The organism is Rhodococcus sp. YH1 (assembly GCF_009939605.1).
Taxonomy (GTDB): domain Bacteria; phylum Actinomycetota; class Actinomycetes; order Mycobacteriales; family Mycobacteriaceae; genus Rhodococcus; species Rhodococcus aetherivorans.
The window spans coordinates 62,685-77,025 of the sequence record NZ_WVTE01000266.1 but is presented as its reverse complement, the minus strand read 5'-3'; the positions used below and the strand labels follow the sequence as shown (position 1 = coordinate 77,025).

Sequence of the window (14,341 nt, the reverse complement as noted above, 5' to 3'; positions counted from 1 at the left end):
GCCCGCGCGCGCGGCCGCGTCGGCGGCGTTCTGCGCGAGTTCGGTGAGCACCCGGTCCCGGTAGCCGGCCCGGACGAGATCGGCCTCGGTGGCGGCATCCTCCCGCAGCCGCGTCGGGGACATCGAGATCCGTTCGCGGTCCGGCTCGATCCGCTTCTCCGCCGCGCACACCCGGGACGCGCTGGCCCACCGCGGCGTGCCCGCCCCGGAGTCCGGCATCCCGGTGCTGCGTCTCGCGTGGCCCGCGTCCATGCCGCCGGCGCCCGGTTGGGACACCGAGGTGGTGCTGCGGCTGCGTCCCGGGATCGACGCGGAGACGCTGCTCGACGGGTTCGCCGCGGAGGCCGTCGACCTGCTCCTCGAGCTGCCCGCACTGGCCGCCGTCACGGTGGGCGGCCGCGAGCTCACCCGCACCTGCACCGAGGCCGAGTCCGGACTGCGCGTCGTCGCCGTCGGCGAGCGGACCTGGTGGGAGTACGCCGGGCCCCACGCCCGCTGGCTCGTTCCCGTCGTGGACGGGGTGGCGGTGCCGGTGCCGCAGGACGTGCTGCGGGCTCCCACCCGCTCCGACGAGGAACTCTCGTTGCCCGCGCTGGTGATCGCCGACGTGCCGATGCAGCCCGACCGGCGCCGCCTGCTCCCCGGCGCCCCGGTGGCCGGCCTCGCGCGCGGCTACGCCGGCTTCGTCGCGGCGCTGCCGCCGCGGCAGCGGCCGGCGATGGTTCCGGTTCCCGGCTTCGCGCGCAGCGAGGTCGACGCGCTGCTGCGTGAGGCCGTGCTGCAGGAGTTGCGCGCGTATCCGTGGCTGCCCCCGGCCGGCGGTGGCGACGATCTGGTCCCGGACCGGGCCACCGCGCTGACCGGTCTCACCGACGAGCTCGCCGCCGTCCTCGCCGACGTCGTGCCCGGCCTGATCCGGCCCGATCTGTGCGGGCCGCGGTACGCTGCGGCGCTCGGCGCCGTCGACGTGCACCGCCTCGGGCCGGCGCGGATCGCCGAGCTGCTCGCCGGGGTCGAGCGCGAGCCTGCGTGGTGGTATCGGCTGTACGAGGCGCTCACCCCGCTGGTCGTCGACTCGGTGGTGGCCGAGGAACTCGCCGCGATCCCGGTGCCGCTGTCGGACGGCCGCACCGTCACCGGGCCGCGGACCGCCGTGCTGGGCACGGACGTCGGGCATCTGCGCATGCCGTGGGTGCGCCTCGTGCACCCCGACGCCGCGCATCCCCTGCTCACCCGGCTCGGCGCCGGCACGGTCACGGCGGTGGATCTGCTCGCGGACCCGGCGCTGCTCGCGGCGGTCGAGGACGTCGACGTCGACGACCACGAGGCGACGGCCGAGCTCGCCGAGGTCGTGCTCCGGCTGGCGGCGCAGGTACCGGCCGAAGCGGTGCCCCGGGAGCTGGGGGCGCTGCTCCTGCCCGATGCCGACGGCGAACTCGTGCCCGCCGACGAGCTGTTGCTGCCGGGGGCGCCCCTCGCGGATGTGCTGGTCGAGGACGCGCCCTTCGCCATCCTCGATCCGCAGGTGGCGGAGCAGTACGACGCCGAGGCGCTGCGGGCCGTCGGCGTCGGATGGGGTTTCACGGTGCTGCGTGCCGAGCTGCCCACCGGTCCCGATCACGACCTGCCCGACGAGGAGCAGTGGTGGGGAACCCTCGACGAGGACCCCGAGTCGCTCGTGGCGGTGCGCGACCTCGACCTCGTCGACGACGCCCGCTGGGATCGGGCCCTGTCGCTCCTCGTCGCCGAACCCGGCACGGCTGCGGCCCTCGGCGACCGGCACGGCTACACCGCCTGGTGGCTGCGCACCTACGCGTCGCTGGGCGGCCGGACCCTCGGGCACCTGCGCGCCCCCGACGACGAGGCATTCGCCGGTCTGCTCGACCCCTGCCCGCACCCGGACGCGGACCGTCTGCGGCCGTGCCTGTCCGCGACGGGCGTCGAGAGCACGGAGACGGCCGCGCTGCTTCTCGACCGCCTCGCCGATCCCGACCGCACCCCCGCCCCGGCCGTCACCGCCCGCGCCCACGCCGCCCTGGCCGCGGCGAGTGCCGGCGGCATGCTCGACCTCGACGCCCTGCACCTGCCCGACGCCGTCCGCAGCCTCGCCGGGTCGATCGTCGACGCGGCGGACGCGCTGGTGCTGGACCGGCCGTGGCTCGCCGCCGTGGTGCCCGCCGACCGGCTCGTGCTCGGCGCCCTGCCGACCGCAGCGGTCCTCGCCGACCTCCTCGACGTCGCCCTCGCCTCGGCCGAGGTGTCCGGGCGCGTGTCCGGCCCGGGCCGCGCGACCGGATGGCGGAACGAGCCCGCCGCGGTGCTCGCGGCGGCCGTCGCGCAGCGGCCGTTGCCGCGCGGACCCCTCGTCGTGCACGAGCGACTGACCGTGCGCTGCTCCGGCGCGGTCACCGGCGAGCGCGACGTCTCGTGGTGGGTCGACGAGAGCGGTACGACGCACTGCACCGGCCCGGGACTGGCCGCCGCCGTCGCGGCGCTCTCGCCATCGGCGCCACGATGAGCATCGACACGACGACCCTCGACGGCGTGGTGGAGCTCCGCGAACCCGCGCTGACCGCCGTCGTCACCGCCGTCACCCACACCGGCGGTACCGTCGCCGTCGCCGTGGTCACGACGGCGCTGACAATGCTCATGCTGCGCGCGGGCCGTCGCGACGATGCGCTGCTCCTGTCCGCGACGATCCTGACGGGCTGGCCGCTGATGAGCCTGCTCAAGCTGCAGTTCGGGCGGGAGCGCCCGCCGCAGCCCGCGCGCCTCGTCGAGCTGCCCACCCACTCGTTCCCGTCCGGCCACGCCATGATGACCGCGATGCTGGCGACGGTGCTCGCCGTCGTGATCGCCCGGCAGTCGCCGTCCGGCAGCCGCCGGGCGCTCGTGGCGTACTGCGCCCTGGGCGCCTACACGCTCGCGGTCGGGCTCTCGCGGGTCTATCTCGCGGCCCACTGGCTGACCGACGTCGTCGCCGGGTGGCTGCTGGGGTCGTTGTGGGCGCTGCTGTGGGTGGGGTTGATCACGCGGGTGCGGGCCCGGCTGTGACCGCGGCCGTGGGGCCGGGCGGCGTGGGACCCGCTCGTCAGTCCAGTCCGACCTGCGCGCCGCGCCGACCCAGCCGGGCGGCCCGGCGCTGCACGAGGTAGACGGCGAATCCCAAGAGCCCCACGATGATTCCCGCTACGCACACGGGCAGGGCGGCCGGCCACCGGTCGCCCGTGGCAAGTACGACGATCGTCGCCACCGTCCACAGTGCCGTGCCGATCGCCAGCGCGGGACGGGGATCGGCGAGGCGCCGTGTCCGCTCGGCAACCGTTTGCGCGTCGTTCACGATTTCAGGCTAGTCCAGCCCGATTGCAATAATCTCCCGTTGCGACGCAGCCCCCATCCCAGAGCGGAAGTCGATATGGCCCAATCCTCAGAGCGGAAGTCCGGCACGGCGGTCGGCACCTCGTTCCTCGACACCTACTTCAAGATCACCGAACGGGGATCGACGGTCTCGCGGGAGGTGCGCGGCGGCGTCGTCACGTTCGTCGCGATGGCCTACATCGTGGTGCTCAATCCGCTGATCCTGGGCAGCTTCTCCCCGGACGACGCCTCGGCCAAGGTCGACGTGCTCGGCAACATTCTGCCCATCAACCAGGTCGCCGCCGTCACCGCGCTGGTGGCCGGACTGATGAGCATCGTCTTCGGCGTCGTCGCCAACTATCCGTTCGCCATCGCGGCCGGCCTGGGTATCAACACCCTGCTGGCGGTCACCATCGCACCCCAGGTCACCTGGCCCGAAGCGATGGGCCTCGTGGTGATCGACGGCATCATCATCGTGGTCCTCGCCCTCACCGGCTTCCGCACCGCCGTGTTCAACGCGATCCCGCCCGAGCTGAAGGCGGCCATCGCGGCCGGCATCGGCGCGTTCATCGCCCTGATCGGCATGGTCGACGCCGGATTCGTGCGCCGCCTGCCGGACGCGGCCGGCACCACCGTTCCCGTCGGGCTGGGCATCGACGGCTCGATCGCGTCGTGGCCGACCGCCGTGTTCGTGTTCGGTGTGCTGCTCATGGGTGTGCTCATCGTGCGCCGGGTGCCCGGCGGGCTGCTGATCGGCATCGTCGTGACCACGGTGGTCGCCGCGATCGTCGAGGCGGTCGCCGGGGTCGGGCCGTCGCAGGGCACCAACCCGAAGGGCTGGAATCTGAGCACGCCGGAGGTGCCGGACACGGTGGCCGGCGTGCCGGATCTGAGCCTGGTGGGCAACGTCGACCTCTTCGGCGCGTTCACCCGGATCGGCGTGATCGCCGCGACGCTGCTCGTGTTCACCCTCGTCCTCGCCAACTTCTTCGACGCGATGGGCACGATGACCGGTCTCGGTAAGGAGGCCGGTCTCGCCGACAAGGACGGCAACCTGCCCGGTATCGGCCGTGCCCTCGTCGTCGAGGGCACCGGGGCCATCGCCGGCGGCGTGGGATCCGCGTCGTCGAACACGGTGTTCGTCGAGTCCGCCTCCGGCATCGCCGAGGGTGCGCGCACCGGCCTGGCGAACGTGGTGACCGGCGTGCTGTTCCTCGCCGCGATGTTCCTCACCCCGCTCTACGAGATGGTGCCCGTCGAGGCCGCCGCCCCGGCCCTCGTGGTGGTAGGTGCCCTGATGATCGGGCAGGTCCGCGACATCGACTTCACGCAGTTCGCCGTCGCGTTGCCGGCGTTCCTCACGATCGTCGTCATGCCGTTCACGTACTCGATCGCCAACGGGATCGGCGTCGGCTTCATCACGTGGGTGGTCCTGCACGCGGCGGCCGGGAAGGCGCGGGCGGTGCACCCGCTGCTGTGGGTGGTGGCGGGCTTGTTCGTCGCCTACTTCGCGGTGGACCCGATCACCGAACTGCTCACCTGACACACGGCGCGATGTGTCCGGTCGGTCCCGTATTGTGCACGCCATGACATCGGAACATCGCACGCTCGCCGGCGACCTCTCGTTGGCAGTTGTGCGCCTGACGCGCCATTTGCGGGGGCGGCGCTCCGATTCCCGGGTTTCCCTGACTCAGCTGTCGGCAATGACCACGCTGAGGCAGGAGGGAGCGATGACCCCCGGCGCGCTGGCCGCGCGCGAGAAGGTTCAGCCGCCGTCCATGACGCGGGTGATCGCATCGCTCGACGAGCTCGGGCTCGTCGAGCGGACTCCGCATCCCACGGACGGCCGGCAGGTCATCGTCTCGCTCTCAGATGCGGGCCTGGCACTGCTGGTCGACGAGCAGCAGGCCCGCGAGGCGTGGCTGACCGAACGGCTGGCCACGCTGGACGAGGACCACCTCGCCACGTTGCAGGACGCCGTGGGCATCATCAACAAGCTGGTCAGCGAGGCGGAGTGAGCCGGTCCGGGCCCGTAGGGCCGAGTCTGCGCCCGGACGGCACGGGGTAGCACGGAGCGAGAACCCGCCGACGAGACTCCGGTGCGACCTGGGAGAATCGACGGCGTGGTTCACGTCATCGACATCGAGGATCCCGCCGACCCCCGGCTGGACGACTTCCGAGACCTCAACTCGTCGGATCGCCGGCCGGACCTGCCCGCGGGCAAGGGCCTGGTGATCGCGGAGGGCGTGCTCGTCGTGCAGCGGATGCTCGATTCGCGGTTCGCGCCGGGCGGCCTGCTCGGGGTGGATCGCCGTCTCGGTGAACTCGCCGACGACCTGCGCGACGTCGACGTGCCGTTCTACCGCACCTCGGCCGAGGTGATGGCCGAGGTCGTCGGCTTCCATCTCAACCGCGGGGTACTCGCCGCGGCGCACCGGCCGCCGGCGCTCGACCTCGACGACGTCCTCGAGAAGGCCACCACCGTCGCGGTGCTCGAGGGCGTGAACGACCACGAGAACCTCGGCTCGATGTTCCGCAACGCCGCCGGCCTGGGCGTCGATGCCGTCCTGTTCGGCAAGGGCTGCGCCGACCCGCTGTACCGGCGGGCGGTGCGGGTATCGATGGGGCACGTGCTGCGGGTTCCGTTCGCCCACGTCGAGCGGTGGCCGTACGACCTGGACCGGTTGCGGGCGCGGGACTTCCAGCTCATCTCGCTCACGCCGAATCCCGAGGCCGTGCCGCTGGCCGAGGCCATGACGGGGGAGAAGGTCGCCCTGCTCCTCGGCGCCGAGGGCCCGGGGCTGACCGAGCACGCGATGCGCGCGACGGACGTGCGGGCACGCATTCCGATGGCGCCGGGCACCGACTCGCTCAACGTCGCCACGGCCGCGGCGATGGCGTTCTACGAGCGGGTACGGCTCCCGCGGTGATCGCACCCCTGCGCGCCCCGTCGACGCCGTGGTCGACGGGGCTGACGCTGACGGGCTTCGCCCTCGTCGTCACCGTCGTCACGATCGTCGCGTTCGGGCTCGAGCTCGGGCGCGTGCACCCCCTGCTCGCGGTGATCGTCAACCTCGTCGCCGCGGCCGGGATCGCCCCGACCCTGTGGTGGTGGCGGCGGGTGCCGCTGTGGCGGTGGATCGTCGCAGGTGTCGCGGCCGGAGTTCCGGTCGGCTGGATCGTGCTGCTCGGCGTGACGACGTTCTGAGCGGCTCCGCAGCCGCGCACGACACCGGACGGACCCGCCGGCTATTCGGCGTGCGGGTGACCGGACAGCGCGCGACCGCGTGCGGAGGTTCGTCGCGGCCACCACCACCGTCGCGCGGGCGGGCGGCCCGGCTCGTCGCGTGCGGTGGGCGGTCGCTCGCCCTCGCGGTACACCTCGAAGCCCCACACCTCGATCTCGTGGGGGTCGAGCTCGCCGCCGGCGCGGCCCGTGTAGCGGAACCCGAGCCACGCGGCGTTGGCGGCCTCGGCGAACCGGCGGGGGTGGAACGGCAGCGCCTGCGGATCGGGCAGCACGTCCAGCGGCCAGCGGATGGGGAACTCCCCACCCCAGAACGGCCGCTCCCACACGAACGGCAGGCCGTCGTCCTCGGCGATGTCGACGGGCGTGGCGTCGAACGCCCGTCGCAGCATGCCGCGCCGCCAGGCCCCGACGGCGCCGCGGGCCCCGGTGGGGTCCGACACGACGAGGTAGGTGTTCTCGGAAGCGACGGTGCGCCTCCAGCTTTCGGGTAGCTGCGACGGACGCGTGGCCGCGAGGTCCGGGCTGCACACCACCGTCACCCCGGGGAAGCTGCCCACGTAGACCCGGCCGGGGTCACCGGCCGCGGCCTGCGCGAGCGGCACCCGATCCAGCGGCTCGGACGACATCCCGGGGTGCAGCCGCCCGACGAGTGCGTGGGCCGTCTTCCGGTCGGCCCGCGCGGCGCGTAGCACCGCACCGGGGTCGGGGGCGTCGACGTACCAGATGGTCGACACGGCCGCCGCCACCATCGGTGGGCCCGAACCTCAGACGCGCCCGTTGCTGCGCACGCCGAGCAGCACGTCGTCCCACGAGGGGAGGGCGGGCTTGCCCCGCTTGTCCTTGCCCGGGCTCTGCTGCGGCGCCAGCTTCGGCCGGTCCTCCTCCGCGTCGGGCTCGGGCAGGCCCGCCGCCATGGGCCGGACCTCCTCGACCTCCGCGTCGATCACCGCGGGTGGCGGATCGAGGGTGATCGCCTCGGCGACGACGTCCTCCCGGTCGGGCCCGTCGTTGTCTCCGCTGTCGTCGACGTCGCGCGCCGTATACACCGGCGTGAGGCAGCGCAGCGGCCGCCCGCAGTCCGGGTCGATCAGCTCGGTGGCGGTGTCGTCGAGCGGGAGGATCGTGCCGCCGTGCGCATCGGGCTGGTAGCGCCAGTGCGCGGTGTTGGTGGACCGGCCGGCGGCCCACTGCAGCTGGGCCACCCAGTGGCCCTCGTCGTCGCGCCACGCGTCCCACGTGGCGGCGTCGATGCTGTGCCCTCGCGCCCGGAACGCCTGGGCGACGATCTCGGCGAGGGTGTGCACGGCCGGGCCGTCCGGGCGCACCGGATGTCCCTGCTGGGCCATCTCGGCCGCGCGGGAGCGTTCGAGCAGCACCGGGTAGGCGAACCGCTCCACCTTCGCGAGCGGGATCCCGGCCTCCTCGGCGACCTGCTCGACGGACGCGCCGGAGCGGATGCGGGCCTGGATCTCGCGGGGGCGCAGCTGGCTGGTGGTCTCGATCTGGATCTGCCCGAGGCGGGCGAGGTCACCGCGGGAGGCGGCGCGGAGCGTGTCGTCGATCGGGATGCGGAATCTGTCGCCGTTTTCGGGATCGGCAAGCACGACGTGCGTTCCGTCGGGCTCGAGGCCGACCACTCGAAGCTCTCGCACCATGACCTCCTCGCGGGGAATCGCGATTGACCCGCCCGACTGTAACGGACTCGTGACCCCTGCGGAGCAGGACACGCCGACACGCCGGGGGACCCTGTGGCACGAATCCGTCGACGTGGCGCTATTGTCCAAGGTTCCCCCGAAAGTCTCTACTACTCGTCGAGAGTTTGGGGGCGCGCGAGACGGCGAGCGGGGCCGGACCCGACCCGGATCCGACCCCGCCCCGAACGGTTGCGCTACCGCCCTACATCTGCGAGACCACCCAGTCGACGCACTTGGTCAGCTGGGTGACGTCCTCGGGGTCGATGGCCGGGAACATGCCGATGCGCAGCTGGTTGCGGCCCAGCTTGCGGTACGGCTCGGTGTCGACGATCCCGTTGGCGCGCAGGATCTTTGCGACCTTCGCGGCGTCCACCGAGTCGGCGAAGTCGACGGTGCCGACCACCTGCGAGCGCAGCGCCGGATCGGCGACGAACGGGGTGGCGTACTCGGAGGCCTCGGCCCACTCGTACAGCCGCGACGACGAGTCCTTGGTGCGGGCGGTGGTCCACTCCAGGCCGCCGTTGCCGTTCATCCATTCGATCTGGTCGGCCAGCAGCAGCAGCGTGCCCACCGCCGGGGTGTTGTACGTCTGATCCTTGGTGCTGTTGTCGACGGCGATCGGCAGCGACAGGAACTCGGGGGTGAAGCGGCCCGAGGCCTTGATCTCGTCCACCCGCTCGAGCGCGGCCGGGCTCATCAGCGCGATCCACAGGCCGCCGTCGGCGGCGAAGCACTTCTGCGGCGCGAAGTAGTAGACGTCGAAGTCCTCCGCGGCGACGGGCAGACCGCCGGCACCGGACGTCGCGTCGATGGCGATGAGGGCGTTCCCGGAGCCGGCCGGGCGGGTGACGGGCACCGCGACACCGGTCGAGGTCTCGTTGTGGGCCCAGCCGATGAGGTCGGCCGAGCCGTCGGCGACGATCTCCGGTGCGGTGCCCGGCGCGCTGTCCACGACGATCGGGTCACCGATCAACGGGTTCTTCTTGGCGACCGTGGCGAATTTCGACGAGAACTCGCCGTAGGTGAAGTGCTGCGACTTCTCGCGGATCAGGCCGAACGCGGCCGCGTCCCAGAACGCGGTGGTGCCGCCGTTGCCCAGCACCACCTCGTAACCGTCGGGCAGGGAGAACAGCTCGCGCAGACCCGAGCGGATGCGGGCGACGACGTCCTTGACGGGCTTCTGCCGGTGGCTGGTACCGAACACCGAGGCACCGACCTCGACCAGGGACTGCAGCTGCTCGGGGCGAACCTTGGAGGGGCCGCAGCCGAAGCGGCCGTCTGCGGGCTTGAGGTCGGCGGGAATGATCGGTGTAGCGTCAGCCATCGGTATGCGTGTCCTAAACGTCGAGGAACGAGTGCACCGGTAGTCTAGACGGCCCCCGTCGGGCGGCCGGACGGACGGGCGCCCGGCGCAGGGGCCGTCCGCCCGGCTCGGCGGGTCAGTTGTGGGTGATGGAGTCCCAGCCCTCGACGCTCTCGGGGCTGCGCGGGTCCGGGCCGGTGTAGATCGCGGCCGGGCGCACCAGCTTGCCCAGGCGCTTCTGCTCGAGGATGTGCGCGCACCAGCCGGCGGTGCGGCCGCAAGTGAACATCGCCGGCATCATCGCGGCCGGGACCTCGGCGAAGTCGAGGATCACCGCGGCCCAGAACTCGACGTTGGTCTCGATGGCACGATCGGGGCGACGCTCGCGCAGCTCGGCGAGGGCGGCCTGTTCGAGCGCCGCGGCGACCTCGTAGCGCGGGGCGTTCAGCCGCTTGGCGGTGTCGCGCAGCACCCGCGCCCGCGGGTCCTCGGCGCGGTAGACGCGGTGGCCGAAGCCCATCAGCTTGTCCTTGCGGTCGAGGATGCCCTTGACCAGCGCGCGGGCATCGCCGGTGCGCTCGGTCTCCTCGATCATCGGCAGCACGCGGGCGGGGGCGCCGCCGTGCAGCGGGCCGGACATCGCGCCGACCGCACCGGACAGCGCGGCGGCGACGTCGGCGCCGGTGGAGGCGATGACGCGGGCGGTGAAGGTGGAGGCGTTCATGCCGTGCTCGGCCGCCGAGACCCAGTACGCGTCGATCGCGGCGACGTGCGCCGGGTCGGGCTCACCCTTCCACCGCACCATGAACCGCTCGGTGACGGTCGCGGCCTCGTCGATGCGCTTCTGCGGCACGGCGGGCTGGTAGATGCCGCGCGCGGACTGCGCGACGTAGGACAGTGCCATCACGGCGGCGCGGGCGAGATTCTCGCGGGCGGTGGCGTCGTCGATGTCGAGGAGCGGCTCGAAGCCCCAGATCGGGGCGAGCATCGCCAGGCCGGCCTGGACGTCGACGCGGACGTCGCCGGTGTGGATCGGCAGCGGGAACGGCTCGGCCGGGGGCAGGCCCTGGCCGAACTTCCCGTCGACCAGCAGCGCCCACACGTCCCCGAACGTCACCCCGCGCGTGACGAGGTCCTCGATGTCGACGCCGCGGTAGCGCAGCGAACCGCCGTCCTTGTCGGGTTCGGCGATATCACTGGTGAAGGCGACCACGCCTTCGAGGCCGGCGACGAAATCCTCGGGTACAGACGCGCGCGATGCCATGACGGTTGGGCTCTCCTCGTTCGGTGCAACCCGGTCCGGGCAGCACTGCCGGTGAAGCGGGACTCGGCGGATGTGATCGGCGCCCCACTCCGTTCGTCGGTGCGACTGTAGTCCCCCGGACTGGACGCTCAGCGATGGGATACCCAGGAGTAGCGTCGAGCATCGTGTCCACCGATCCACAGCCCGGCGCCGAGAGCGCCGAGGGACTGCCTCCGGGTGCGGCCGAGCACGCCGACCTGGCCTCGATGCGTGTCGACTACACCCCCGCCGGCCCGCAGGGCGCCTCCGCCGCCGACGAGGATCTCGAGCCCGAGTGGCTCGCCGACGGGTGGCTGCCGCTGCTGCGCCGCTGGCTCGTCGACGCCGCCGCGGCCGGGCTGCCCGAGCCGAACGCGATGGTGCTCGGCACCGTCGACGAGCACGGGCGGCCCGTCACCCGCACCGTGCTGTGCAAGGGCGTCGACGCGGACGGGGTCACCTTCTTCACCAACTACGACTCCGACAAGGGCCGGCAGCTCGCCGCGACGCCCTACGCGTCGGCCACGTTCACCTGGATCCCGATCTTCCGCCAGGTCACCGTGCGCGGACCCGTCGAGCGGGTCGGCGAGCACGAGACCACCGAGTACTGGCACTCCCGGCCCCGCGGCTCCCGACTCGGCGCGTGGGCGTCGCAGCAGTCCCGGCCGATCGAGTCGCGGGCCGCGCTCGAGCACGCCCTCATCGAGGTCGCGGAGCGCTACGGCATGGACGCCGAGATCCCGGTGCCGCCGCACTGGGGTGGGCTGCGGATCCGTCCCGAGTCGGCCGAGTTCTGGCAGGGCCGCCCCAACCGCCTGCACAACCGGGTCCGGACCCGGCTGGTCGACGGGCGGTGGATCACCGAGCGTCTGCAGCCGTGAGGCGACTGCTCGCCGACACCACACCGCTCGAGAATCGCGACTACCGCCGGTTGTGGACCGCCGGCATCGTCACGGTCATCGGTGCCCAGCTCAGCGTGGTCGCCGTGCCGCAACAGATCTACGAGATCACCCGCAACTCCGCGTACGTGGGCCTGACCGGCGTGTTCGCCCTCGTGCCGCTCGTGGTGTTCGGGCTGTGGGGCGGGGCCCTGGCCGACGTGATGGACCGGCGCCGGTTGCTCACGCTCACCACCGTGGGCATGGGGGTGACGTCGCTGCTGCTGTGGGCGCAGGCCGCCGCGGGCCTCGGGAACGTGTGGCTGGTGCTGGTGCTGCTGTCGCTGCAGCAGGCCTGCTTCGCGGTCAACCAGCCGACGCGCGGCGCCGTGATCCCGCGACTCATCCCGAAGGGCCAACTGGCGGCGGCCAATTCGTTGAACATGACGGTGATGCAGTTCGGCGCCATCGCCGGGCCGCTGCTCGCGGGCGCCCTGATCCCCGTGCTCGGCCTGCCCACCCTGTACCTGATCGACACCGTCGCGCTGCTCGCGACGCTGTGGGCGGTGCTCGCGCTGCCGCCGATCCCGCCGACCGGGCAGGCCCGGCGGGCGGGCCTGCGCGAGGTGCTCGACGGGTTCCGCTACCTGTCCACACAGAAGATCCTGCTCGCCTCGTTCGTCGTCGACATCGTCGCGATGGTGTTCGGCATGCCGCGGGCACTGTTCCCGCAGATCGCCCACGATTCGTTCGGGGATCCCGCGCAGGGCGGGCTCGCGCTCGGCCTGCTGTTCGCGGCGATGTCGGTCGGCGCGGTGCTCGGCGGCGTGTTCTCGGGGTGGTTGCCGCGGGTGCGCCGGCAGGGCCTGGCGGTGATCGTGTGCATCGTCGCCTGGGGCCTGGCGATGATCGGCTTTGGCGTCGCGGTGGGCGCGGCCGAACCGGGCGGCACCGCGGTGTGCCTGTGGATCGCGCTGGCGTTCCTGGCTTTCGGCGGCGCGGTCGACATGGTCTCGGCGGCGTTCCGCTCGACGATGCTGCAGTCCGTCGCCACCGACGAGATGCGCGGCCGGCTGCAGGGCGTGTTCATCGTCGTCGTCGCCGGCGGACCCCGCATCGGTGACGTCCTGCACGGCGGCGCGGCCGCGCTGGTGGGCACCGCGATCGCCGCGGCGGGCGGGGGAGTGCTCGTCGTGGTCGGTGTGCTGGTGTGCGTGCTCGCCTTCCCCGCGTTCGTGCGGTACCGGGTCGACCGCACGATCCGCTGATCGGTTACCTCCAGGGATCCTCGCGCCGCCACACCTGCGGCAGGTGCAGGCGTACGCCGTCGCGCTCGGCGAGCCCGCCGAGGACCCGCATGGTGACGTCGAGATCGTCGCCGGCGTAGGGCAGCGCGCGCAGCGGCCGGTCGAGCGGGCGGAAGAAGTCGTCCCAGTGCACGAGCACCGCCCGCCGCGCGCCGACCGTGCCGACGGTCTCCGCCCAGTAGGTGCGGATGTACTCCTCGCTCTGCACGCCGAGTTGACCGACGCCGAGATAGACGACGTCGGCGCGCCGGCCGGCCAGCGCCTGGGGCCGGAATCCAGCACTGCCCTGGATCAGCAGGGTACGGCCGTCGGCGTGCGCGACGAACGTCGACCACGCCTCGCCGCACCGATACGCCGCAGCCCGTGCGGGCGGGACCACGGGCGCGTCGATCGTGCCCGGGTACCGGTCGGGCGGACAGTGCTCCGACGCGACGAGGGTGACGGTGAACCCACCGAACCGCAGCGGCTCACCGGGGGTGGCGACGACGATCCGCTCCGGTGGAAGGCCGTGCCCGCGCCCGACGTTCGCGGTGGACTCGCCGCCGACGAGCACCGCACCCGTCCGCTCGGCGACGACCGCGGAATCGAGCACGTGATCGAAGTGGCTGTGGACGGGCAGCACGGCCGCGAGCCGGGACGCGCCGGCGCGGGCCAGGCACGCGTCGATCCGGGCCGGGTCGGGTGCGAGCCGGCCCAGCGCGACGGCGCCGAGGCCCGGCCGGGTGAAGAAGCCGTCGGTGAGCAGCGCGTCGGTGCCGTCGTCGACGAGCAGGGTGGAAACGCCGAGGAACGTCACGGCCGGGCGGGACGCCGCCGTCGCTGCGGGGACGTCGAACCGGTCGGCGTAGGCGGCGAGGTCCGGGCGGCCGAGGCGCAGTCGCATCCGGTCATCGTAGGCGCGGGAATCACTCGTGCGGCGCCGGACGACGCAGCTCGGTGACCGCGATGCGGGCGGCCTCGGCGATCGCGGCGTCGACGACCGGCAGTACCGGGTCCACGCGCGCGGCCCGGGTGAAGACCGCCACCGCGACGGGCTGTTCGTGCGGGAACTCGACGACGGCGACCTCGTTGCGGATCACGCCGACGGTGCCGGTCTTGCCCGCCACCGACACGCCGCGGTGCGGCGCGCGCACCGAGGCGACGGTGCCGCCGCCGGGGCCGGATGCCGGCGCTCGGTTCGCCCCGCTCGACGCGGTGCTCGCCGACCTCGAGGAGCGTCGCCGGGTCCGGCTCGGCGTGCTCGCCCACGATCCGGGGCGCGGGCTGACGT

General features: G+C 73.1%; 14 protein-coding genes and 1 pseudogene. 8 read left to right on the top strand and 7 right to left on the bottom strand.

From position 1 onward, the window contains the following. Positions 1–88: 88 nt before the first annotated feature. Together AIIKEEIJ_RS27250 and AIIKEEIJ_RS27245 are read left to right on the top strand one after the other, a co-directional pair. The gene (locus AIIKEEIJ_RS27250; RefSeq protein WP_338021020.1) at positions 89–2,518 is read left to right on the top strand and encodes an ATP-binding protein; all 2,430 of its coding nucleotides are present in this window, start codon (positions 89–91) and stop codon (positions 2,516–2,518) included. Beyond that, positions 2,515–3,054: a phosphatase PAP2 family protein gene (locus tag AIIKEEIJ_RS27245; RefSeq protein WP_202917664.1), complete on the top strand. Its 540-nt coding sequence runs from the start codon at positions 2,515–2,517 to the stop codon at positions 3,052–3,054. Before AIIKEEIJ_RS27250 ends, AIIKEEIJ_RS27245 begins: the two co-directional genes overlap by 4 nt. 37 nt (positions 3,055–3,091) lie before the next feature. Here the strand turns inward: AIIKEEIJ_RS27245 and AIIKEEIJ_RS27240 are convergent, their stop codons facing one another. Further along, on the bottom strand, positions 3,092–3,340 hold the full coding sequence (locus tag AIIKEEIJ_RS27240; protein WP_006936145.1) for a DUF2530 domain-containing protein: 249 nt from the start codon (positions 3,338–3,340) through the stop codon (positions 3,092–3,094). A gap of 75 nt (positions 3,341–3,415) precedes the next feature. Here AIIKEEIJ_RS27240 and AIIKEEIJ_RS27235 point away from each other — a divergent pair, with 75 nt between their 5' ends. The 4 genes from AIIKEEIJ_RS27235 to AIIKEEIJ_RS27220 all read left to right on the top strand — a co-directional run bounded on the left by AIIKEEIJ_RS27235 (position 3,416) and on the right by AIIKEEIJ_RS27220 (position 6,565). Beyond that, positions 3,416–4,900, top strand: coding sequence for an NCS2 family permease (locus AIIKEEIJ_RS27235; protein ID WP_006936143.1), 1,485 nt, complete (start codon positions 3,416–3,418; stop codon positions 4,898–4,900). A 43-nt stretch (positions 4,901–4,943) separates the two neighbouring features. Then, complete coding sequence (locus tag AIIKEEIJ_RS27230) at positions 4,944–5,375, top strand: MarR family winged helix-turn-helix transcriptional regulator (protein ID WP_029541818.1); 432 nt, start codon at positions 4,944–4,946, stop codon at positions 5,373–5,375. Positions 5,376–5,480: 105 nt separating this feature from the next. Continuing rightward, positions 5,481–6,287, top strand: coding sequence for a TrmH family RNA methyltransferase (locus AIIKEEIJ_RS27225; RefSeq protein ID WP_006936134.1), 807 nt, complete (start codon positions 5,481–5,483; stop codon positions 6,285–6,287). Continuing rightward, a complete protein-coding gene (locus AIIKEEIJ_RS27220) occupies positions 6,284–6,565 on the top strand; it encodes a DUF2537 domain-containing protein (protein WP_065922937.1) in 282 nt (93 codons plus the stop codon). The genes AIIKEEIJ_RS27225 and AIIKEEIJ_RS27220 overlap by 4 nt, the downstream gene beginning before the upstream one ends. A gap of 41 nt (positions 6,566–6,606) precedes the next feature. On the opposite strand, the gene AIIKEEIJ_RS27215 is transcribed toward AIIKEEIJ_RS27220, so the two are convergent. The 4 genes from AIIKEEIJ_RS27215 to AIIKEEIJ_RS27200 all read right to left on the bottom strand — a co-directional run bounded on the left by AIIKEEIJ_RS27215 (position 6,607) and on the right by AIIKEEIJ_RS27200 (position 10,868). Next, positions 6,607–7,356, bottom strand: a complete 750-nt coding sequence (locus tag AIIKEEIJ_RS27215) for a DUF6928 family protein (protein WP_161996946.1) — start codon at positions 7,354–7,356, stop codon at positions 6,607–6,609. A 15-nt stretch (positions 7,357–7,371) separates the two neighbouring features. Next, a complete protein-coding gene (gene sepH, locus AIIKEEIJ_RS27210; RefSeq protein ID WP_174824772.1) occupies positions 7,372–8,259 on the bottom strand; it encodes a septation protein SepH in 888 nt (295 codons plus the stop codon). 244 nt (positions 8,260–8,503) lie between these two features. Next, entirely contained in the window at positions 8,504–9,625 is a 1,122-nt protein-coding gene (serC, locus tag AIIKEEIJ_RS27205; RefSeq protein ID WP_029541824.1) for a phosphoserine transaminase, read from the bottom strand. Positions 9,626–9,740: 115 nt separating this feature from the next. Next, positions 9,741–10,868: a citrate synthase 2 gene (locus tag AIIKEEIJ_RS27200; protein ID WP_006936122.1), complete on the bottom strand. Its 1,128-nt coding sequence runs from the start codon at positions 10,866–10,868 to the stop codon at positions 9,741–9,743. Positions 10,869–11,113: 245 nt separating this feature from the next. Here AIIKEEIJ_RS27200 and pdxH point away from each other — a divergent pair, with 245 nt between their 5' ends. Beyond that, positions 11,114–11,767 (top strand): pyridoxamine 5'-phosphate oxidase, encoded by a 654-nt coding sequence (gene pdxH / locus AIIKEEIJ_RS27195; RefSeq protein WP_029541828.1) that lies wholly within the window; start codon positions 11,114–11,116, stop codon positions 11,765–11,767. Further along, complete coding sequence (locus tag AIIKEEIJ_RS27190; RefSeq protein WP_161996945.1) at positions 11,764–13,032, top strand: MFS transporter; 1,269 nt, start codon at positions 11,764–11,766, stop codon at positions 13,030–13,032. Before pdxH ends, AIIKEEIJ_RS27190 begins: the two co-directional genes overlap by 4 nt. Before the next feature lie 4 nt (positions 13,033–13,036). On the opposite strand, the gene AIIKEEIJ_RS27185 is transcribed toward AIIKEEIJ_RS27190, so the two are convergent. Continuing rightward, entirely contained in the window at positions 13,037–13,954 is a 918-nt protein-coding gene (locus AIIKEEIJ_RS27185; RefSeq protein WP_161996944.1) for an MBL fold metallo-hydrolase, read from the bottom strand. 22 nt (positions 13,955–13,976) lie between these two features. Further along, a pseudogene (locus tag AIIKEEIJ_RS27180) lies at positions 13,977–14,195 on the bottom strand (serine hydrolase); the annotation flags it as partial. Positions 14,196–14,341: the final 146 nt, after the last annotated feature.

Bases quoted from the DNA above. Each gene is read 5' to 3' on its own strand.
- AIIKEEIJ_RS27245 (WP_202917664.1), top strand. From the start codon at position 2,515: ATGAGCATCGACACGACGACCCTCGACGGCGTGGTGGAGCTCCGCGAA.
- AIIKEEIJ_RS27235 (WP_006936143.1), top strand. From the start codon at position 3,416: ATGGCCCAATCCTCAGAGCGGAAGTCCGGCACGGCGGTCGGCACCTCG.
- AIIKEEIJ_RS27230 (WP_029541818.1), top strand. From the start codon at position 4,944: ATGACATCGGAACATCGCACGCTCGCCGGCGACCTCTCGTTGGCAGTT.
- AIIKEEIJ_RS27215 (WP_161996946.1), bottom strand. From the start codon at position 7,356: ATGGTGGCGGCGGCCGTGTCGACCATCTGGTACGTCGACGCCCCCGAC.
- serC (WP_029541824.1), bottom strand. From the start codon at position 9,625: ATGGCTGACGCTACACCGATCATTCCCGCCGACCTCAAGCCCGCAGAC.
- AIIKEEIJ_RS27200 (WP_006936122.1), bottom strand. From the start codon at position 10,868: ATGGCATCGCGCGCGTCTGTACCCGAGGATTTCGTCGCCGGCCTCGAA.
- pdxH (WP_029541828.1), top strand. From the start codon at position 11,114: ATGCGTGTCGACTACACCCCCGCCGGCCCGCAGGGCGCCTCCGCCGCC.
- AIIKEEIJ_RS27185 (WP_161996944.1), bottom strand. From the start codon at position 13,954: ATGCGACTGCGCCTCGGCCGCCCGGACCTCGCCGCCTACGCCGACCGG.